This window comes from Brasilonema bromeliae SPC951 (assembly GCF_012912135.1).
Taxonomy (GTDB): domain Bacteria; phylum Cyanobacteriota; class Cyanobacteriia; order Cyanobacteriales; family Nostocaceae; genus Brasilonema; species Brasilonema bromeliae.
This window is the reverse complement of record NZ_QMEB01000017.1, coordinates 1-19553: the sequence shown is the minus strand read 5'-3', so window position 1 is coordinate 19553 and position 19553 is coordinate 1. Positions and strand designations below refer to the sequence as shown.

Annotated in this window: 19 protein-coding genes and 1 pseudogene; 10 read left to right on the top strand and 10 right to left on the bottom strand. The window is 40.9% G+C overall.

Annotation, left to right across the window (positions count from 1 at the left end; genetic code table 11):
* The 3 genes and pseudogenes from dnaE to DP116_RS03890 all read right to left on the bottom strand — a co-directional run.
* Positions 1-1160: pseudogene (dnaE, locus tag DP116_RS28995) on the bottom strand (DNA polymerase III subunit alpha); the annotation flags it as partial.
* 227 nt (positions 1161-1387) lie between these two features.
* Positions 1388-2143: a WGxxGxxG-CTERM domain-containing protein gene (locus DP116_RS03895; RefSeq protein WP_169153922.1), complete on the bottom strand. Its 756-nt coding sequence runs from the start codon at positions 2141-2143 to the stop codon at positions 1388-1390.
* Between the two features lie 507 nt (positions 2144-2650).
* Positions 2651-4288 (bottom strand): NCS2 family permease, encoded by a 1638-nt coding sequence (locus tag DP116_RS03890; RefSeq protein ID WP_169153921.1) that lies wholly within the window; start codon positions 4286-4288, stop codon positions 2651-2653.
* A gap of 330 nt (positions 4289-4618) precedes the next feature.
* On the opposite strand from DP116_RS03890, the gene DP116_RS03885 reads away from it, so the two are divergent.
* The 4 genes from DP116_RS03885 (at position 4619) to DP116_RS03870 (ending at position 6959) form a co-directional block, all read left to right on the top strand.
* A complete protein-coding gene (locus tag DP116_RS03885) occupies positions 4619-5134 on the top strand; it encodes a GNAT family N-acetyltransferase (RefSeq protein WP_169153920.1) in 516 nt (171 codons plus the stop codon).
* A gap of 43 nt (positions 5135-5177) precedes the next feature.
* Positions 5178-5444, top strand: coding sequence for a ribbon-helix-helix domain-containing protein (locus tag DP116_RS03880; protein WP_169153919.1), 267 nt, complete (start codon positions 5178-5180; stop codon positions 5442-5444).
* Positions 5441-5866, top strand: a complete 426-nt coding sequence (locus DP116_RS03875) for a type II toxin-antitoxin system VapC family toxin (protein WP_169153918.1) — start codon at positions 5441-5443, stop codon at positions 5864-5866. Before DP116_RS03880 ends, DP116_RS03875 begins: the two co-directional genes overlap by 4 nt.
* 85 nt (positions 5867-5951) lie before the next feature.
* Positions 5952-6959 carry a hypothetical protein gene (locus DP116_RS03870; RefSeq protein ID WP_169153917.1) on the top strand — a complete coding sequence of 336 codons (1008 nt, stop codon included), beginning with the start codon at positions 5952-5954 and terminating at the stop codon, positions 6957-6959.
* 171 nt (positions 6960-7130) lie between these two features.
* On the opposite strand, the gene DP116_RS03865 is transcribed toward DP116_RS03870, so the two are convergent.
* Positions 7131-8321, bottom strand: coding sequence for a DNA double-strand break repair nuclease NurA (locus DP116_RS03865; RefSeq protein ID WP_169153916.1), 1191 nt, complete (start codon positions 8319-8321; stop codon positions 7131-7133).
* A 394-nt stretch (positions 8322-8715) separates the two neighbouring features.
* Here DP116_RS03865 and DP116_RS03860 point away from each other — a divergent pair, with 394 nt between their 5' ends.
* Positions 8716-9162 (top strand): hypothetical protein, encoded by a 447-nt coding sequence (locus DP116_RS03860; protein WP_169153915.1) that lies wholly within the window; start codon positions 8716-8718, stop codon positions 9160-9162.
* Positions 9163-9328: 166 nt separating this feature from the next.
* Positions 9329-9679, top strand: coding sequence for a tetratricopeptide repeat protein (locus DP116_RS03855; RefSeq protein WP_169153914.1), 351 nt, complete (start codon positions 9329-9331; stop codon positions 9677-9679).
* Positions 9680-9764: 85 nt separating this feature from the next.
* Here the strand turns inward: DP116_RS03855 and DP116_RS03850 are convergent, their stop codons facing one another.
* Positions 9765-10550, bottom strand: a complete 786-nt coding sequence (locus DP116_RS03850; RefSeq protein ID WP_169153913.1) for an HAD family hydrolase — start codon at positions 10548-10550, stop codon at positions 9765-9767.
* 1047 nt (positions 10551-11597) lie between these two features.
* Here DP116_RS03850 and DP116_RS03845 point away from each other — a divergent pair.
* Positions 11598-12686 (top strand): glycosyltransferase family 4 protein, encoded by a 1089-nt coding sequence (locus DP116_RS03845; RefSeq protein ID WP_169153912.1) that lies wholly within the window; start codon positions 11598-11600, stop codon positions 12684-12686.
* 602 nt (positions 12687-13288) lie between these two features.
* Here DP116_RS03845 and DP116_RS03835 read toward each other — a convergent pair.
* Both DP116_RS03835 and DP116_RS03830 read right to left on the bottom strand, forming a co-directional pair.
* The gene (locus DP116_RS03835) at positions 13289-13816 is read right to left on the bottom strand and encodes an SgcJ/EcaC family oxidoreductase (RefSeq protein WP_211173064.1); all 528 of its coding nucleotides are present in this window, start codon (positions 13814-13816) and stop codon (positions 13289-13291) included.
* 402 nt (positions 13817-14218) lie between these two features.
* Complete coding sequence (locus tag DP116_RS03830) at positions 14219-15850, bottom strand: 2-isopropylmalate synthase (protein WP_169153910.1); 1632 nt, start codon at positions 15848-15850, stop codon at positions 14219-14221.
* A gap of 98 nt (positions 15851-15948) precedes the next feature.
* On the opposite strand from DP116_RS03830, the gene DP116_RS03825 reads away from it, so the two are divergent.
* Both DP116_RS03825 and DP116_RS03820 read left to right on the top strand, forming a co-directional pair.
* A complete protein-coding gene (locus tag DP116_RS03825; RefSeq protein ID WP_169153909.1) occupies positions 15949-16626 on the top strand; it encodes a GntR family transcriptional regulator in 678 nt (225 codons plus the stop codon).
* Between the two features lie 81 nt (positions 16627-16707).
* Positions 16708-16911, top strand: coding sequence for a hypothetical protein (locus tag DP116_RS03820; protein WP_169153908.1), 204 nt, complete (start codon positions 16708-16710; stop codon positions 16909-16911).
* A 185-nt stretch (positions 16912-17096) separates the two neighbouring features.
* On the opposite strand, the gene DP116_RS03815 is transcribed toward DP116_RS03820, so the two are convergent.
* Positions 17097-17558 carry a DUF7980 family protein gene (locus DP116_RS03815; RefSeq protein WP_169153907.1) on the bottom strand — a complete coding sequence of 154 codons (462 nt, stop codon included), beginning with the start codon at positions 17556-17558 and terminating at the stop codon, positions 17097-17099.
* Positions 17559-17884: 326 nt separating this feature from the next.
* On the opposite strand from DP116_RS03815, the gene DP116_RS03810 reads away from it, so the two are divergent.
* Positions 17885-18145 (top strand): hypothetical protein, encoded by a 261-nt coding sequence (locus tag DP116_RS03810; protein WP_169153906.1) that lies wholly within the window; start codon positions 17885-17887, stop codon positions 18143-18145.
* 77 nt (positions 18146-18222) lie between these two features.
* Here the strand turns inward: DP116_RS03810 and DP116_RS03805 are convergent, their stop codons facing one another.
* Both DP116_RS03805 and DP116_RS03800 read right to left on the bottom strand, forming a co-directional pair.
* On the bottom strand, positions 18223-18777 hold the full coding sequence (locus DP116_RS03805) for a DUF1634 domain-containing protein (protein ID WP_169153905.1): 555 nt from the start codon (positions 18775-18777) through the stop codon (positions 18223-18225).
* A 1-nt stretch (position 18778) separates the two neighbouring features.
* On the bottom strand, positions 18779-19553 hold a 775-nt coding region (locus DP116_RS03800; RefSeq protein ID WP_169153904.1), incomplete at its 5' end, for a sulfite exporter TauE/SafE family protein.

Sequence of the window (19553 nt, the reverse complement as noted above, 5' to 3'; positions counted from 1 at the left end):
GGGTCAATGTTCGTAATTCCCATAGTATAAGCAACTAATGACCCTGCAGCAGAACCGCGACCTGGACCTACAGGAATATTTTTGTCTCTCGCAAATTTGATGTAGTCCCACACCACTAAAAAGTAGCTGGAAAAACCCATCTTCTGAATCATTTTTAGTTCATATTCCAGCCGGTCTTTGTAAACTTGGTCAACTTCATTTCTCAATTTACGATTTAATTTTTGTAAAAGTCCTTGCCAAGCAACTTCTTCAACATATGTATCAGCAGTATGACCAGATGGAATGGGATAATTGGGGATGCGAGGTTCACCTAAAATCTGGTAAGGTTCGACTTTATCTGCAACTTCAACTGTGGTTGTCACAGCTTCCTCAATGACATCATCTGGCAAATGATCGCGAAATAGCGCTTTCATTTCCTCAGCAGATTTGAGATATTCTGTACCGCTATAACGCATTCGATTATCTTCAGCAATCAATTTGCCAGTTTGAATGCATAGCAAAGCATCGTGTGCTTCAACATCGTAACAAGAAATAAAATGTGAGTCATTGGTGGCGACAATTTTAATACCAAGTTCCCGCGCAATTTTGACAATTTCTACATTCACAATCCGGTCTTCTTGGGAGCCGTGGTCTTGAATTTCTAAATAATAATCTTCACCAAAGACTTCTTTATACCACCGAGCAACTTTACGTGCAGCCTCTAATTTTCCACTGAGAATTGCTTGGGGGACTTCTCCACCCAAACAAGCACTCGTTACAATCAAGCCTTCATGATACTGTTTTAATAATTCTTTGTTTACGCAAGGGCGGGCAAAAATCCCTTTGCCCTGGACACCTTGAAGATGAGAAACTGTTGTGAGCTTGACTAAATTTTTATATCCTTTTGTATTTTTGGCTAAAACAACTTGATGATAGCGGGGACGGCGTTCTTGTTTTGTAATATCGCCGTTGATGATATACATTTCATTGCCGATAATTGGCTTGATATTTTTATTGCGGCAAATTTTAATCAGTTCGATCGCACCATACATCACACCATGATCTGTCAGGGCTATTGCTTTAATCCCCAGTTCGATGGCGCGATCCGCTAAATCCGGCAGTTGACTTGCTCCATCAAGCAGACTGTAATCACTATGAATGTGCAAAGGGACAAAGGACATATGCGTTTCCAGCTAGCAGTGAAAAACACGAAGCGTATACCAGGGTAACGCAGTTTGTACCTGAGCGCGGTTATCTTATTTAGAATTTCTAATAATTAAATTTAATATTTAATATCTAAAGTCATGCTCTAAGAACTGGCTTAAGGCGGCGGTAAAGAGTTCACAATACTCAATTTGTGTGGAAAGTGAATTATTATTCCCCTTTACCCCCTACCTTCAGCAAAGCCTTATAACTTAGTAGATCCAGGACGCGTTACTTCATTCGGATCGCGGATTACTCGGGGTTGAGAGCGTTTAGGAATAAGACCTGTAAGACCTATAAGACCAAGCAAACCAAGCCAACCCCAGTCGGAATGGCGTTCGCTCCTCACCTCTCTAATGCCTTGATTATTTGTCGTGTCTGTGGTGGTGCCTGTGCCAGTAGTGCCACCAGTGGTGTCAGTGCCAGTACCTGTTGTTCCTGTGCCATTTGTCGTACCACTACCAGTAGTGCCACCAGTGGTATCAGTGCCAGTACCTGTTGTTCCTGTGCCATTTGTCGTACCACTACCAGTAGTGCCACCAGTGGTATCAGTGCCAGTACCTGTTGTTCCTGTGCCAGTACCTGTAGTGCCAGTGCCAGTGTCAGTGCCAGTACCTGTAGTGCCAGTAGTGCCAGTGCCAGTACCTGTAGTGCCAGTGCCAGTGCCAGTGCCAGTACCTGTAGTGCCAGTGCCAGTGCCAGTGCCAGTAGTGCCAGTACCTGTGCCAGTACCTGTAGTACCTGTAGTGCCAGTACCTGTAGTGCCAGTAGTGCCAGTACCTGTAGTGCCAGTGCCAGTGCCAGTAGTGCCAGTAGTACCTGTGCTAGTACCACCACCAGATGTTCCGCCACTACCAGAAGAACCAGATTGGGCAGAAACAGGTAGAGTAAAAGACAAAGTAGCTAAACCGAGGGCAAAGGCGCTAGCCCAAAGATTTTTAGATAAATGAGAAAGCTTCATAGTTTTTGTTGCTTTTGTTTGTGTCGCAAGTTTTTTTCGGAAATTTTGTGCTTTTTAAAAAAGGAGGACTGCTATAGATTGCTAGTTTTTTGGAAATTTATAACTTCTTTATCGAAATTTTTAAAAACCTTTTTTCCTACGAGGAAAACAATCGCAATCTTTAATAACTCTGCAAAATTTTTTGTTGAATCGAACAACATAACGTGGTAACCGTAAAATTGACAGCACTAGTAAGTACGATACCTACTATTGTTTTACTCAACCTTCTACCACAGGAATAAACCGACTAATCCTCAAGGAGTAAGCTGGATTTTCAGTTAGCTTAGGAGCATCAATACAGTGAACAGCCTTCAATATCAAAGATGTGGCTATTATGAGTAGGAGATATCGCAATACGATTGCGATCAGGCACAAACATCCGAAAAAATATCCAATTTTATTTAAATCTGGCTGATGGAAGTAGATATGAGAGGTTGGACGGTAACTATGAACATAACCTCATTTCTCTCAATTTCTATCAAAAGTGTCTTGTGATGGAGATTGAACAACCTTTTGATTTCCTTTTTGATGACGCGCTTGCCATTCGGTGTAGAAAAACAGAATAGCTAGTAAAATGTAGCCGACAGCCCAAGGCGTTCCAGTTCCAAAACCCAAATTGACAACAGTATCTGCTACAGTCCAACGGTAGCTATGCATCAACCCAAACCAAGAGAGGAAAGCTGCGGCTATAGACCAATAACCAGCTTTGCGAAAGTCTCGCTCGATAATATAAACTGTTATACCAGCTAAAATCATAGCTGAAAAAATAAAGCCCTGCTCCAAAGCAAAAGCACCATCTATATATGTATCGCTCAATTTAAACTGTTCAATTAAGGCAGGTGTCAAGGGTTTTTCTGGTGTTCCCAAACCTGCTGCGCGTAGTGCATTTTTGGCAATTAAAGCGCCCCAACCTGCTATACCTGGTAACAAACCGACAACAACAGCAGGGGCATGGTGAGAAGGAGTTGCTGTGAAGCTTTGAGCTACAATGACAATGCCAATCCATAACACAATTGCCATTCCAGCTTCAATAGGGACAAAATAGGCAAGCATGGCAACGGTTCCAGTCAGGCACAGTAAACCCATAAAAATACCGTTGAGAATGGAGTAGCCTACTCTTGCACCTAAAGCTTTCCAACCAGGATGTCCAATATAAATGGTTGTTGGGAAACAAGAACCACAAATAGCTGCAACCAAGGTACCAATACCATTAGCCGCCAGACTTGGGGTTGCAGGATAAACATCTCCTGCAGCTTCAGCACTTTCTAAATTTTGCAGACTACCGACAAGGTTAAATAGTCCCATTGGTAAAATGATGCTGAAATAGTCGAGTAAGACTGCGCGACTATTCCATAAATCCCCTAGCCATAACCTTGGTATGTAAACTCCTATCGGTTGCAGTGCAGTGGCGAACTTGGCGTTATCCCAACTGACTAAACCTGTACCCCAAGCCAAACCAATTCCCAAAAGGACTGCTAATAATCCACCTGGAATGGCAAATCGCACTTGTCCAAAGTAGGTAATTAAGATAACGCCTAGAGGAACTAAACCAACTACGGGATTGGCAAAAGTCCGAAATAGAAAGCCAATCGCTATGAAAGTGATCGCAATACCACCTAAAGTGGAAAGCATCGCTGCACGGGGAGCAAGGCGACGCAGAGGATTACCAACCCATGCACCGACTAATTCTATCAAACCTGAACCCAAGCAAGCTACTAAACCTGCTTGCCATGCGAGTTCAGCAGCTTGTTCTGATGATGTACCTTGGGCGATCGCCGTCAAGCGCACAGGTAACATCACCAAAAATACATAAGCAAAAAGGCTCACAGTATTAATGCCATAAGGCAAAGCAGTGATATCATCCCGTTGTTCCCGCTGACCTTTTTGGTAAGCTAACCACCCATAATAAAAGTTACCAACAATTAAACTTAAAGCAATTCCTGGGAGAATACGCCCGTATACCAGAGAGGGAGGAAAGCCAAGCACCCCTTGACACAAATTCACAATCAACAAAATTTGAATCAAGTTGTCGAGGAAAAGCCCAAACAAACCATCTATATCTCTGCGGACAAACCAGCGGGGAGCCTTAACTGTTGAGATTTCCATCGTCTACTTTTACCTCGACAATTTTTTTGCGTTCGCTTGTTGGTTTTAGGATATCAGCAAGCGTACTGTTTGGAGTTGTCGATCTTCGAGTATGCTTTGGAAAAAATGGACAGGCGGTATAGTTGAATCAGATCTTTCACCTCGACGTACGCCTTGAAATAAATTTCAAGGCTTATAAGCAAAGTCCGTTAAAACGGACTGGAAATACATATCCAGTGAGCTTTAGCTTACTTAGACTTTGAGCCAAGAAATTTATTTCTTGGCGGATGAGAATGATGGTGCAAGATCTCAGTAGACAGAAGATTAAAAAATTGAATGTAGCAAGATGTCATGAGCTTGGTATTTGAAACTCAGAGGTTGCGATTAAAGCCGATCTTAGAAAGTGAGCTTAACACACTACACAGTATTTTTATTAATCCATACGTTAAAAAATATTTGTGCGATGACAAGGTTTTGTCTTTGCAACAGGTTGAAGAAATGTTGATAGAAAGCCAAAAGCTCTTTGATGAAAAAAGGTTTGGTCTTTGGTTTATTGAGACTAAAGATGAGAAAGAAATTATCGGGTTTGTTGGTTTGTGGTATTTCTTTGGTGAAGGGCAACCCCAATTAGTTTATGCTTTGCTGCCTGAAGCAACCAAAAAAGGCTATGCTACTGAAGCTGCAACCAGAATACTAAAGTATTGTTTCAACGAACTTGGCTATCAGTATCTTTTAGCAAGCTGTGATCAGCCAAATCTTGAGTCACGCAAAGTAGCAGAAAGAATTGGAATGAGAGAAGTAGAGGAAAAGATTGTGAATGGTAATCCCATATTATTTTTCAGGGTAGAAAAGCAACTTTTGCTTTAGCCAAAAAGCTTTCTGTTATACTTGTCATAAGCGCAATACAAGTATGACAAAAGCCATGCTCACCGTCAGACTAGACGAAGAAACAGAACGCCAGCTAGCCGATATCTTGGCTCACGAGAAAACAGACAAAAGTGAGTTGATTCGACGCTTGATTGCTGAGCGCTGGCTTAATTTGCAAGCAGGCAGAACTTTGGTTGATAGGCGAGGTGGACACCCTGAACACCTCTTACAAAACGCACCGCCCGATTTATCTGAACGAGCAAATCGTAAGAAGGCGATCGCTGAGTATCTCAAAGAACGCCATTCATGACTTACCATCCGCTCATACTCGCAGATAGTGGGTTTTTGTTTGCGTACTACAGCGCCAGAGATAAGCATCATCAACAAGTACGTCGTTTCTTTGAACGCTGCACTTCCAATCTGGTAACTACACCTATCTGCATCGCAGAAGTGATGTGGTTACTCAGTTCCGATTGGCGCACACAAAACGAGTTTCTTCTAGACGTTGCAAAAGGACTTTACGAGTGTGAGCAGTTGTTACCTCAAGATTTTTCGCGCATTGCTGAGCTAAATGCCACCTACAGAGATTTACCAGGAGATTTTGCAGATTTATCCCTCATTGTCATTTCAGAGCGCTTAGATATCGCTGCAATAGCGACTTTGGATAGTGATTTTGATATTTATCGGCGTTATCGAAAAAAGCCTTTCGAGCGAGTGTTTTTACCAGAATAGCAAGCGGACGTTGAGCTACACTGTTAAATGGGTTGAGTTATCAGTTAAGCTTAGATAAAGATTATAGATAAACAGAAATATAAGGATGGACAATAAGCCATTAGAACTTCAGGCAGAAAAACTAATTGAACATAAACTAATTAAGTATGGTTTACTCGTTACAAAACCATCATTTGACAAAGAAGGAACTGATTTACTGATCATCAAAGATATTTCCACAAAAATTACTCCCTTCATTAAGGTTCAATGCAAAGGTAGAACTCTTAAAACAAATTCTAGTGTCATAATAAAGAAAAAGTATGTAAATGAAAATTTTGTTCTTTTTCTATATGTAGAAGAAGAGAACAGCAAAGATGATTTTCTTTATGTATTTTTTGAAAGTGATATTAAAAACTGGCGGATTGAAAAAGAAAGTTTTGATCTAGCTATACCAAGAAATTTTCAGACAAAAGAAGAGTTTAAAAAACGAGTCTTTAATAAGGAAGCTATCATGAAAATTGAAAATATCCTTTTAAGACAAGCCGTCAATCAACTCATAAAAACAAGCAATTTCATCATCATAGATGGAATTTTTCTTGAAAAGGTAGCTAAGGAGACGCAAAGATTTTATCAGAAACTGTATCCGGAAAAAACATTCCAGAAGCTGAGCATTGATGCTATAGTCGATCAACTCTTAACATACACTCATATTGAACGTAAGAATGAGGTGAACTGTTATTTGATTTACTCGGAGCATTTCAATTTAGAGTATTTAGTAGATATAGGGGAAATTACCAAACATGGCTTTTTCATGGGAGATATGCCAGAGTCGGTCGGTTGTAATTACAATTTATATAAGCAAAAAACAGCAGATATTGTATCGTTTAAGGTAGAAGAACTGCTTAATCGCATTATTAATGTTGATAATATACTTTTAGTAGCTGATGATTTTGCTTATGTTCCATACCTTCAAGATTTAAAGGAAAGAGGAGTAGAAATAGTAATCTTTCAATGTTCCGAAAATTCTGGTTCAAGAATGTATCATCAGTTTAAGTGGGCTAATGTAATATATCCATTGGGCTTAGCGATGGGTTTAAAAGAGTACGAATTATAGAAAAGCGATTATCAAGCAGACACTTAAATACCCTAACTACCCGTCAGCCCAAATACTATAAGAAGAAGTATCAAAGATGAGGTCACAGAAGAAGCGGAGGAACGGGGGAGACAAACCCATACATCCCTTACACCCTTACACCCTTACACCCTTATACCCCTAGTTCTTGACTTAAGCTATACTGCCACGCTTTCTGGCTTCTTTGTAAGAAGTTCCTACATTTTTTATACCAGCTTTGATCATTTGTCTTTCAAGGATGGCAAAGAATCGCGCCTTATCCCCGCCACGTACCACCGCCTGATTATGCGCTTCGGCGATCGCCACTGGATACCCATATCCCTTCTGCACTTGTGCTAACATCAGTCCTAGTGCTTGGTCAAACATTGTTGTGTTCTGGGCTACCCATGATGGCACTTCTATCCGGGCAATTTCGGTACCCACATGCACGTAACAAAAGTAAATTTGCTGGTCTTGGTATAAGTCAAGAATACGAACATTGCTGCGCCATAAGCAACCGCGTTGTCCTGGTTTGAGTAAGGTGGATAAAAGAGTTGTATCTCGTAAAGGTTCAAAGACTTTGCAAGGGACTTTTTCGAGTTGATTTGGGCAAAAGCTTGCACAATCTGGTACTGTGTGCGGACAAGCTAAAAGACGCAAAAAGTTCATTCCTTCAACATTACGAGAAGCACTCACATAACCCATCAGGGGAATTTGAGCATCACGCAACTTTTGCCAAGCTTCTAAGATGGGGGGTAAAATGCGATCGCGTGCTTCTAAAGGTAATTGTTCTAAAAACCAGTAAATCAACGAACCATCCACCATCGCTAACGTAGGGACTTCTTCCGTTCCCCTGTCCTCTTTTACACTGCAAGCCAATTCTGCAAGCACCGTTGCTTCACTTGCTGTGCGGCAAAAACTCATCCATTCTTCAGTACGAATACCCCATTTGCGAGAAAAATATAAATCTTCGGGGCGATAAAATATCTCTGGTAAACTATCTAGAAGCGGGTAACGGTTTTGTCCATAATGTAAGATAACTCTACCAATATTAAGAAGATAGCAGTAAGCAATTTCGTGGTGACTGGGAGATATTTGCGAACCATCGGTTGCAATGACGGTGTGTATTTTAGGAGGAACTGGAATATCAATACACGTGTTGAGTGGTTCTAGGGGAGTCGCATTGGCAAAGAGGATGCGATCGCGCCATTTTTCCTGTCGCTGTACCAAGTCATCCTGACACCCCAAAGCATTTTGAAAATGTTTTTGAGCCAATTCCAAACGCTGACGACTCGCAGCCGCCTCTTGCGTCAGATGTTGACTCAAACCCTGCATTTGTCTTGTCAGTTTAGTGAGGTCAAGCATAATCGTAAGTTTACCAGTTGTGAAGTATGAGTTCTGAGTGTTGAAACAAAGAGACTCAGAACTCAGTACTCAGCACTATCTTAGAGGATGTTTCATCAGTGGTGATACTCACTAGCCAGTAGGAGCGAAATGTTTTGATATCAAATGATATCCATAAAAATTATTGCTATCCTGACAAATCAAGTAGATATACGTAAATATAAGTATAAAAAAGTATAATATAAGCCGAGTTGTAGAACCAAATAGGTGTGAGTTGCCAGCGCCATATTCGCTCAATTGGGCGGTGTTGGTACAGTTTTTGCTATTCAATTGCAGGTGTTACATAAAGTTTGTCGCACTTGATTGTTGAGAGTCTATAAAGTTAAGTAAATTTACTAGTCTTCTGGAGGATTACATGACTAACCCAATTGTTGCTTTGAGTTCTGCTGAAATTCTTAAGCTTGCTTTCAATGAGTTTATTAAATCTAGTGCTGGAGAAGCTGCTAAAAAGCTGACAACTGAGGCTTTAAGCAAAGCTAATGAATTACGTCACAAGATTGTGTCACGGTTCAAGGATAGACAGAATGTTAAGGCAGAAAAAGCAATTACCGCAGTTCAAGAACAGCATTCTGTGGAAGCATTGCACAAATTGACGACTTACCTAGATGACGAGATGGATGAAGAACCAAGTTTTGCTGATGATTTGCGACAACTCGCACAGCAAATTATCAACATTCAGAAGATAAGCCAGGAACAATTGCAGTTTGGCGAAATGAAGCAATTAAACCGTGACAATGCTAAAGGTTTTCAAGTTCAAGCAAATCGAATTGATCGAATTGGTGATGATTACACAAAAAAGTAGTTTGTTGTTGGAACACAAATATAGCAATCCTATATGAGTTGTGAGAATTATCGAACCGCCAAGACGAGCCAGCGCTGCAGGAGGGTTTCCCTCCGTAGGTGACTGGCGTCGCCAAGGACGCCAAGAAAGAGAAAAGAAAATCTTATGAATAATTTAGGACTGCTATATGGAGCAAAAGAATTACGGCGGGAAAAATTATCAGATTCAAGCAGAGAGTATTGGGCATGTTGGTGATATATATCAAAGTCCACAAGTCACTGCAGAGGAGTTGCTGCACAAAGGAATTCAGCTTCTCAATCAACGAGCTTATCGCCAAGCTATTGATGTGTTGAGTGATGCAACAAAAACTAATCCGTCAATCTCCGATACTCACTACTATTTGGCAATTGCACTATTGAGTGGTGAAAAACCTAGAAAAATTGACGTATGGACGATTCAAAGTATTGAATCAGAACTGAATACAGCAGTTGGATCAGCCAAGAAATTTATTTCTTGGCTGAAAGCTCAAGTAAGCTAAAGCTTACTGAATATACATTCGAGTCCGTTTTAACGGACTTTGGCTATGAGCCTTGAACTTTAGTTCAAGGCGTACTAACATCCTCTTAAAGCCATTGCGAGAAATCTTTCGGAAACTGAGGCAGTGATAATAGCTGAATTCCCGGATCATTTTGGGCGGTTACTTTCTCAGTTGGAGTATTATAACCCCAATCTGCAAGAAATAATTTTACTCCCTCAAGACCCGGTTGCTGTTGAACAAGTTGTAATGTTTTGAGTCGGTCTTCTACAAACCACACTCTTTCTGGCAAAGTATTTGTTGTCTGAATTAATTCTCGCAGAATTTCGTGTTTGGGACGCTTGACTTCTTTGCCAAGAATAATTTCTCGCGGTAAATCGACTCCTCCTTGTTTCAATAGCTGCTGTGCAAAACGCCCTTCTTTTGTTGTGATGACGTATAACTTGGTTGTGCTATCGACTGTTGCTTTAATTTTTTCCACTATACCTGGATAAAATCTATGCAAACTCAACCAACCATCTAAATCTGTAGCAATCCACTCATCCCGTATTTTATCTAGTTGATGACCAATGTCTGTCGCCTTGAGATTGTCTTTTAACAAAAGTTCTTGAGCAATCTTTGTCCATTCTTGAAGAATCGTTTCTTCAGGAATTTCCTCTACCAAGGCTTTGACTAAAACGGGCATTTCCCAACCTGTTTCGATCACAGGTCTGAGCTGATAGAATTTTGAGGCTAAATTATTCTCTGGTGTTTCTTGTTCAGGTAACCAAATTTGACAATAGGTACGCCACGCGACTTCAAAATATTCAATCAATCCGTCGCAAATAACACCATCAAAGTCTAAGGCGAGAATTGTGGGAGTACTTGGCGTCATTTTTTTTGAGGATGAAAACTGCTGCTGTCAGCTTACCTGACAATTGCAAATCATGCAGTAGCCTAGAGACGCGTTGCTGAATTTGAGCATGAACTCACGGGAACGCGGTTGAAGAAACAACTTCTGACTAGCGCGATACGCGTAGTACCGCAAGGCGGAATTCGGAATTCCGAATTCTGAATTATGTTTTGACAAAAGACAACGCTGTTTCGTGTTTTGAGAATTTCCCGTGAAAAGTCAAGCTAACTACTATGCCTAAGAGGATGTTTGTAAAGTATTAGATTCTATCAAAACTCCCATTCTACTTTGCGCACAGTCGTTTCTAATGCCTTCTAGATTCTTCTTACAAACCCCATATTATCTTGCTGTTGCAAGAGCGTGTCCGCAGGACATATTCTGACAACTGTGCTCTGGATTCTTTCTTTTTAAAAAAACTGGTGTTCCTACAATTAAAGCTGAAACGACGATTAACCCAAGCTAACTTTAACACTTTTGCTCAAGAAGCAAAAGTCAAGTTACCACCAAGTTAATTGTATTGTGATTCGCTTGGTGTGTCTGGAAATGAAGGTGATACCTAAATCATTTTGATAAAGGTCAACAGGCGGACTATTGTAAAAGCATTGGGGAAATATACACCATTTCAACGCTCAACGAATTAAGGAGTTTTGAAAAGCAATTGTGATTTTAGAGGACGCTATGTTTTGGTTTTTCTAACATTAACACCAATTTTTCGTTATATGGTTATTAAATATCGTTTACCACAAAATATGACTCAATGACTATTATAATTAAATATTTTTATATAGTCCTCAAGATAGATGTGGGATGTAAAAAGCTGGGGTAAAAGTAAAAAATAGCTGCACTATGACTGGTCAGCACACATATTGGAGGTGGCGATTATAAGGGTGCAAAACAAGATGAAAATACCTTGTAGATAGGAAGTTTGGTTAATTCCAACTTCAGCCAAGGGAGGTATCAACACCTGAAGCAAAAGCGTCTATTACCCTTGTTCAACGACCACTTTAACCAGCTGAACCAAGAAAACGTATGAAAATCGCTCAAATTGCCCCCTTGTGGGAACGGGTTCCACCTTCAACTTACGGAGGAATTGAACTCGTAGTGAGTCACCTGACTGATGAATTAGTGCGTCGCGGTCACGATGTCACTTTGTTCGCCTCCGGAGATTCGCAAACATTAGCTAGACTTGAAGCAATTCATCCTCGTGCATTGCGCTTAGACCCAAGCGTTAAAGAGAGTATAATGTACGAAATGCTAGAAACTAGCCAGGTTTACCAACAAGCGGAGGAATTCGACATCATTCATTCCCATGTAGGGGTATCGACGTTGCAATTAGCAAGTATCTCGTCAACACCCACAGTACATACCTTGCATGGCGCATTTACGAATGAAAGTAGCAGAGTATATACCCTTCATGCAACGCAACGATACATCAGTATTAGTGATGCCCAGCGTCAACCAGACTTGAACTACCTTAGCACGGTCTACAATGGCATCAAAATTGAAGATTACCCATTTGTAGCGCAACCAAAAGAGCCACCATATCTGGCATTTTTGGGCAGATTCTCGCCGGAAAAAGGACCACAACATGCGATCGCCATAGCAAAACAAGCGGGTTGGCGCTTGAAAATGGCAGGGAAAGTAGATGTTGTAGACAAAGAGTTTTTTGAAAAAGAAATTGCCCCATTCATAGATGGTGAGCAAATACAATTCTTAGGCGAAGTAGATCATGCTGCCAAAGTTGAATTGTTGAGTAACGCATCGATAACTCTGTTTCCCATCACTTGGCGAGAACCCTTCGGCTTAGTCATGATTGAATCAATGGCAACTGGGACACCAGTCATTGGGATTAACATGGGTTCGGTACCAGAAGTCATTGCTCACGGAAAAACAGGTTTTGTTTGCGCTAGCTATGAACAGATGGCAGAAATGATTCCGGCTGCATTGGAATTAAATCGTCAAACCTGCCGAGAAGACGTGGAAAACAGATTCACCGTTAGCCAAATGGTGGATGGATATGAAGCAGTGTACGAACAAATTCTCAAAGAACGTACTCCCAAAAGTGGGCTGCTTCATGCCCTGAGAAACTCGTTGGAATCAATAGCTTTTGTGAAGTAAAGCTGTTCTCGTCAGCTTTCGGTGTTAAGGAGAGACTTATGAAAATGACAACAAATAGTTGTCCATGTTGCGGCAGTAGCTTGCTGCGTCATGTGCGTCACACAGGAGTATACTGGTTTTGTCAATCCTGCTGGCAAGAAGTGCCGCCTTTACATATCTATCAGACAGACTCCTTAACTCACAGACGTCTTCAAAAGCGTCCAGTCTCATCTCAATTCATCCTGACACGATGACAGTTTCAGTGCAGCAATAACTAACTCTCATCTCCATCCTACCTCCAATACACCTCCAACCAAGTCGAATAATTTTTAGCTCCTCCAGTACTTAGTACAGCTTTTTCCTGTCCGACAAAACGTTAATTTCTCTAAGCTGGTTCCTCTTTTTGGGTGTTATTTATGTTTTTTTCTACCTAGCACCCAATTCCTGTGGTACCAGCTTTTACTTGTTTGATAGTCATATCTGACATCGCCTCAGTAGTGGTAAAGGCGATACAATAAACCTCAGTTGAAAATAGCAGGGCAAGCATTCGTCATGTCTAACGTCATATTTACATGATCGTAAGGGCTTGATGATTCAATATATTCGATAGGACAAGGCAGACACTACTCAGGCATAGCAGAGGAATGGTGGTCAACGATTAGCCAGTCGTTGCCATCATGGCGATAGACGAACGAGTAACGTGCTACAACCTTTCCAGGTTTACCATTCTTGATTATATTGAAGCTGTAGACACCCGAGTTGATGGCGAACAGCTTGTCAATGATGCGGACGTTTTGTTGAAGGATTGTACCTTTAGGCTTGTATTTGAGGAAATGCTCGAAGTAGTCTCTCATTTGTGAGTGAGTGCTCCGCACCTTATTAGATACCGTTGGCAGGAGCACACCATCTTTTGCGTAGAGCTTCACTACTTCATCAGGATTTCCTGTTTGCAAAGCAGCATTCCATTTGTCAAAGAGCGCGGCGATATCCCGCTCTTTAGGCCCCACAGCAAGTTGCTGTGGGGTTGTGCTTGCTGCTATTCTATATGATTGAGTTTGAGCAGATGCCTTTGCAACGGTTAGCATAGTTTCACCAACAGAAGTCATCGTTAAAAGCGCTAAGGCACTCAGCTGTTTGTTGAATTTAAACATAATTTACTCCTTAAAGTTTTAGCTTATTTGCTTAGTACAACTTGTCATTAATAGGAGTCGGAAATCAAAATTATGCTAAGACAGGGAAATGAATTATCTCTTAAACCTATTCCGAGCACCTTTTATGTCTTGTTAGTTCTCAATTGATTGCCAAACAGCACTGCTCTACATCTGATAAATATCATCTTCACAGCATTACATCTGTCATTACTCAAATCTTGCACCTTACCGGTGAGTACGCCTTGAACTCAAGTACCCTGCACGAAGCCCTATGCCCTGCGGGCACAGAGCAAGCCCAGACCAAGAATCCCCGACTTTTAAGCCGGGGAGTGTCAAAACTTAGTTACTGGAGTTTAGACTAAGGGATGGAAAATGACCCAACAATGCGCTCGTTAAAGAAATTTAAATTAGAAAATTAACAACTGAGGCAGAACCTGAAGCATGGGACTTCTGTGTCTCCCTTTGCAAAAATCGATAAAGCCGATTCAGTGCGTTCATGTGAGCATAAGCTGCTGCGACTACAATATCAGTATCTGAAGCTTGTCCAGAGAAAATGCGCTCCTGATATCGTAAGCGAATTGTAACTGTTCCCAGAGCATCAATTCCACCTGTCACGGACTGAACGGAAAACTCTATCAGTTGGTTGGGAATCTGCACAAGTCGATTAATGGCTTTATAGACAGCATCTACTGGACCAGTTCCTACTGCTGCATCCGTTGAAATTTCTCCGTTGGGAGTTACAACTGTAATCGTTGCAGTCGGACAGGTGCAATCTCCACAGGTGACTTGGACGTGTTCGAGTTGAAAGCCTTTGTCTACTTGAATTTGTGTTTCGTCCCGAACGATCGCCTCTAAATCCCAATCAGACATTTCCTTTTTCTTATCAGCAATTTCCTTGAACCGCATAAAGGCTTTGTTCAAATCTGCCTCACTCAACTCAAACCCCAATTCCTGCAGCCTGGTTCGGAAAGCATTTCTTCCAGAGTGCTTGCCCAAAATAATGCTGTTTTCAGCAAGACCGATATCAGCAGCTTCCATAATCTCATAAGTCTGGCGATGTTTGAGAATTCCATCTTGGTGAATTCCAGATTCATGAGCAAAAGCATTTGCTCCAACAATCGCTTTATTAGGTTGAACCACAATTCCTGTGAATTGCGAAACCAAGCAAGAAGTTTTGTAAATCTCTTGCGTTTGAATCTTTGTCAAAGGTGCATCGGAATCAACCGGACGACCAAAGTAGGGATTGAAATGAGGTTTACGAACTTGCAATGCCATGACAATCTCTTCCAGCGCTGCATTTCCAGCTCGTTCACCAATTCCATTCACGGTACACTCCACCTGACGCACGCCATTTTCAATTGCTGTCAAGGCGTTCGCTGTCGCCAAACCCAAATCGTTTTGAGTGTGAACTGAAAGAATGACTTGATCAATATTAGGAACATTTTCTTGCACACCCTGAATAAGAACTGCCATGTCTTTGGGTGTGCAGTAGCCGACGGTGTCAGGAATGTTGATGGTGGTTGCACCTGCAGCAATCACTCGTTCCAAAATTTGGTAGAGGAATTCTGGATCAGTGCGGCTTGCATCCATCGGTGAGAATTCCACATCCTCTACAAAAGACTTGGCGTAGGTAACCATTTCTTGGGCGATCGCCAAAACCTCACTCCGAGACTTTTTCAACTGGTACTTCAGGTGAATATCTGAAGTCGAAATGAAAGTATGAATTCTCGGATGAGCAGCCGGTTTCAATGCTTCAGCAGCAGCTTGAATATCTTGCCGAATCGCTCTTGCTAAAGAGCAAATGATTGGTCCACCCAATACGCCGACTTGTTGAGCTATTGTTTTGACAGCTTCAAAATCTCCGGGACTCGCTACGGCAAATCCGGCTTCAATCACATCAACCCCCAGGAGAGACAGTTGATGAGCGATCGCCAGTTTCTCTTCCACCAGCAGCGTTGCACCTGGTGACTGTTCACCATCTCGTAGCGTTGTGTCAAAGATAATGACCCGGTCTGGTTGAGGTTGAATGCTCATCACTGTCTCCCGTGGTATCAATAGAGGGATTGTTAGATATCTTTTGAATATTGTATACAAAAAATAGTATACAATATAAATTATTAACTTAATAAATTATGAACTTAAATGACCTAGCAGCCAATGTGCTGCAACAACAACGCAGTACCCCAGATTTAATTGCAGACGCTTTGCGAGAAGCGATCGTGCGGGGAATTTTTCAGGAAGGACAATCTCTCAGACAAGATGAAATTGCCACTCAGTTTGGAGTGAGTCGCATTCCTGTGCGGGAAGCTTTACGTCAGCTTGAGGCAGAAGGATTGGTGACACTCCATCTCAATCGGGGAGCAACAGTGTCAGCACTTTCTCCAACAGAAGCACAAGAAATATTCGAGATTAGGAGTGCGTTGGAAGTAAAAGCTATCCAACTGGCAATTCCCAAGCTAACCGCATCAGATTTAGAAAAAGCCACTGTCATTTTAGAAAAGACAGACCAGACAATTGACGCCGGAATGCTTGCGAAACTGAATTGGGAATTCCATGAAACACTTTATAAAAGTGCTGAACGTCCTCGGTTACTAACAATAATTAAAACTTTACACCTGAATGTAGACCGTTATGTCCGTCTTCAGATGAGTCAGATGGATTACTTAGAGCGCTCCCAAAAGGAACATTATCAATTATTAGAAGCTTGTCAACAGCACGATACCAAAGCTGCTGTTAGGTTACTCAAAAAACATATTGACATAGCAGGAGAGCAGCTAGTTACATACTTGCAACAGAATATTCACAGCTAAAATATATAATTGCCACAACTTATTCATACTTATGGGAAATAATACATTTATGAACGATTATTCTCTTTGAATAGGCTTTTTGTGGTACTTAAATATTTTGAGAAAATTGTCATCACAGAGTTACCCGATTCATGTGTTGAAACAAATAATAATGTTCCTATTGACTCCAAGTACTGTATGCAACTGATTGTTGAAAATGGAGTTGCTGTACCTTTTATGTTTGCTGATAGTTTAGAAGAATTTCTGCCCTATCTTAAAGCAATGGAGAAATCAACATATGTATAAAAAATATTCTTAATTTCTTTTGGTGCGTTAGCGTGAGCGCTAACGCACCAAAAGAAATTATATCATGTCCGGATAAACACTTATAAAAACGAGGAACCTCACCCGCCTCCGGTACCCTCTCCTTTATAAGGAGAGGGTTAGGGTGAGGTCAAGCAGGAATTATAAGTAATTAAGCGGACATGATATTAACTACCAAATAACGCAATAGGAGCGCCGAGAACTTTCAACTGAACTAATGCCAAAATCACAAGAGTATAAAGCGTTGAGGAAACTAACCCTGTAAGCAATTCTTTTCTCAAATTACGCTCCTTGGATTGATTTGGCAGAATATCCATAGCTCCGAATTGCATCAAGAGGATACCAACAATGTTAGAAAGCCAGTACCCTAGAATTGAGCAAGGCAAGAGTAACTTTGGATTAAATAAACTACAGACATAACCAAAACCATAAGCAATTGGCAAATTGAATAACAGATCATTCCACCAACACAGGGGTGACAGCAAATATCCAAGAACTAGAAAAAATCCGCCTCTAAGTTTCTTAAATGTATTTTGTTTCCAGTCCCCAAGAACAGCCAACAGTAACTGCTTTGGGGTTGTTTGTCCTGCTAAGCTTGACTCCTGAGTGATGACTGGAAGATTTTTCATAATAATTCATAAATTCTATGTCCTAACCGTACTTTAAACGAAAAACTAAGAAAAAGTCTAGTGGGGAATCAAACATTAAGCATAGATTGATCTATTTTTTCTCGTTTCCACGCTTGGCTTGGAGGTTGAAGTCATATCAATTTATACTTTATGTATAGACAAAAAATCAAACCTGCTCGTGTAACATTTTTATTTAATTTGTGAAACAATCAGTAAATTAACTGTATCAAATGCAGAGAACAAGAGAAGAAGCACAAAGAGAGAGATTTCACAATTGACTGAGAATTCTGATAGCTATAATTAAGATAATGCTTTTTATCAAAAATATGACTAATTCACCTTTAACTAATTTGTTGTTAATCGCAGGAATTGTTTTCCTTGCGATTGCTGTTGTCGGACAAGCCAGATTGGGTTTTGCTGAAATTAATCCTGGTTTTTTTGGAAGATTGTTAGCTCTCATTATTGGTTTGTTTAGCTTGACTGGTGCTGTTGTCTTAGTATTATTTCCAGTAGAAATCGTTGATTTGATAAGAAATTATTTGGCACAGCAAATTCAACAAAATCTTGGTTTGATTATCCAACTTTAAGCTTTCACATAACAGATAAGCTGTAGCTAAAGAGTGCGTTACTTTTGAGGTAACGCACTCTAACAATTAATTAGAAATTAATAATATGCTCCTATAAGGCTATACATTAGCGCTGTCAGAACTATCAAAGTAATAACAACGTATGTCAATTCTCGCTGTTTTAGAAAAATAAACAGAGAAATGACCACGCGAAGAATTGGAGTAGCAACAAGTAGCAGCAGTCCAAGCTGAATAATACCACGACGACTACCTGACAAAACTGCAACCGCAACCCCTGTAGGAGAACGGAAGTGGGATGGTTCTCCCTGAAAAAATTGAAAGTCAGCTCTTTCAGCACCGTGGCGAATCAAATATAATATGCCGCCTATTAAAACGACAGTGCTAGCAAATATAACGCCGTACTTTAGCACATTACTAAGCAGCTGCTCAAGTTGCAGTTCGCTTAGTGTTTTCGTATTTTCCTTGTTAGCATCAACCTCATAGTCGTTAGGAAACTCTGCTATCACACTGGTGTGCTGGGCTAACTGTTGAATATCACTGTCTGATTTTTTCTGCTGCACTTGGAATTTGATAACTTCGCTTTCTGATGGTGTCGATGAGTTCCACCAGAAACTAAAACTTATTTTATTCATTTTAAAGCTCCCCAAGCAAACTGCTATAGACCATCTTGAATGCCATCACTACCAGCACAACAGAGAAAATAATTCTTAAAGTCTGAGTGTTGGCTCCTATTAAGACTCGCGCCCCCAAAAAAGCACCAGGCAATACCCCCAACATGACTGGCATTGATAGTCCTGGATCGATGTAACCACGTGCTAAGTAAACTCCTGCTGATGCGGCTGCAGTTACACTAATCATAAAATTGCTGGTGGTTGTAGAAACTTTGAACGGGACACGCATGATTTGATCCATCGCCAAGACTTTAAACGCTCCCGAACCAATTCCAAGTAGTCCAGAAATGACTCCTGCGACTAACATCACACTAAACCCACTCCGGACAGAATGAACTTGATATGACATCAGTCCTTCTGGAGTCGGGTAATTACTATTAAGTTGTAAATAAGCTCCTAAGGAATCAGTTGACTCATTTTCAAGGTTGTTGAGTTTGGGTTGTTGTGACAGGTAAGCTGAATAAAGTAAAACAACAGCAAGGACGATGGTTAGTGCTTTGACAGAAATCAAAGTGGCAATCAAAGCTCCTATTAAAGCTCCGATTGTCGTTGCTACTTCTAAAAACATTCCCAATCGCAGATTGGTATAGCCTTTTTTTATATATGTAGATGCGGCACCTAACGAAGTCGCAATCACAGACACCAAGGAAGCACCAATCGCGTAGCGGATATCAACTCCAAAGATTGAAGTTAATAAGGGGACAATGACAACTCCACCCCCTAAACCAGTGAGCGCT

Excerpts from the sequence above, each read along its gene's own strand:
- DP116_RS03810 (WP_169153906.1), top strand. The coding sequence starts at position 17,885 with ATGACTAATTCACCTTTAACTAATTTGTTGTTAATCGCAGGAATTGTT.
- DP116_RS03860 (WP_169153915.1), top strand. The coding sequence starts at position 8,716 with ATGACTAACCCAATTGTTGCTTTGAGTTCTGCTGAAATTCTTAAGCTT.
- DP116_RS03825 (WP_169153909.1), top strand. The coding sequence starts at position 15,949 with ATGAACTTAAATGACCTAGCAGCCAATGTGCTGCAACAACAACGCAGT.
- DP116_RS03880 (WP_169153919.1), top strand. The coding sequence starts at position 5,178 with ATGACAAAAGCCATGCTCACCGTCAGACTAGACGAAGAAACAGAACGC.
- DP116_RS03895 (WP_169153922.1), bottom strand. The coding sequence starts at position 2,143 with ATGAAGCTTTCTCATTTATCTAAAAATCTTTGGGCTAGCGCCTTTGCC.
- DP116_RS03845 (WP_169153912.1), top strand. The coding sequence starts at position 11,598 with ATGAAAATCGCTCAAATTGCCCCCTTGTGGGAACGGGTTCCACCTTCA.
- DP116_RS03890 (WP_169153921.1), bottom strand. The coding sequence starts at position 4,288 with ATGGAAATCTCAACAGTTAAGGCTCCCCGCTGGTTTGTCCGCAGAGAT.
- DP116_RS03850 (WP_169153913.1), bottom strand. The coding sequence starts at position 10,550 with ATGACGCCAAGTACTCCCACAATTCTCGCCTTAGACTTTGATGGTGTT.
- DP116_RS03855 (WP_169153914.1), top strand. The coding sequence starts at position 9,329 with ATGGAGCAAAAGAATTACGGCGGGAAAAATTATCAGATTCAAGCAGAG.
- DP116_RS03815 (WP_169153907.1), bottom strand. The coding sequence starts at position 17,558 with ATGAAAAATCTTCCAGTCATCACTCAGGAGTCAAGCTTAGCAGGACAA.
- DP116_RS03870 (WP_169153917.1), top strand. The coding sequence starts at position 5,952 with ATGGACAATAAGCCATTAGAACTTCAGGCAGAAAAACTAATTGAACAT.
- DP116_RS03865 (WP_169153916.1), bottom strand. The coding sequence starts at position 8,321 with ATGCTTGACCTCACTAAACTGACAAGACAAATGCAGGGTTTGAGTCAA.
- DP116_RS03835 (WP_211173064.1), bottom strand. The coding sequence starts at position 13,816 with ATGTTTAAATTCAACAAACAGCTGAGTGCCTTAGCGCTTTTAACGATG.
- DP116_RS03885 (WP_169153920.1), top strand. The coding sequence starts at position 4,619 with ATGAGCTTGGTATTTGAAACTCAGAGGTTGCGATTAAAGCCGATCTTA.
- DP116_RS03875 (WP_169153918.1), top strand. The coding sequence starts at position 5,441 with ATGACTTACCATCCGCTCATACTCGCAGATAGTGGGTTTTTGTTTGCG.
- DP116_RS03830 (WP_169153910.1), bottom strand. The coding sequence starts at position 15,850 with ATGAGCATTCAACCTCAACCAGACCGGGTCATTATCTTTGACACAACG.
- DP116_RS03805 (WP_169153905.1), bottom strand. The coding sequence starts at position 18,777 with ATGAATAAAATAAGTTTTAGTTTCTGGTGGAACTCATCGACACCATCA.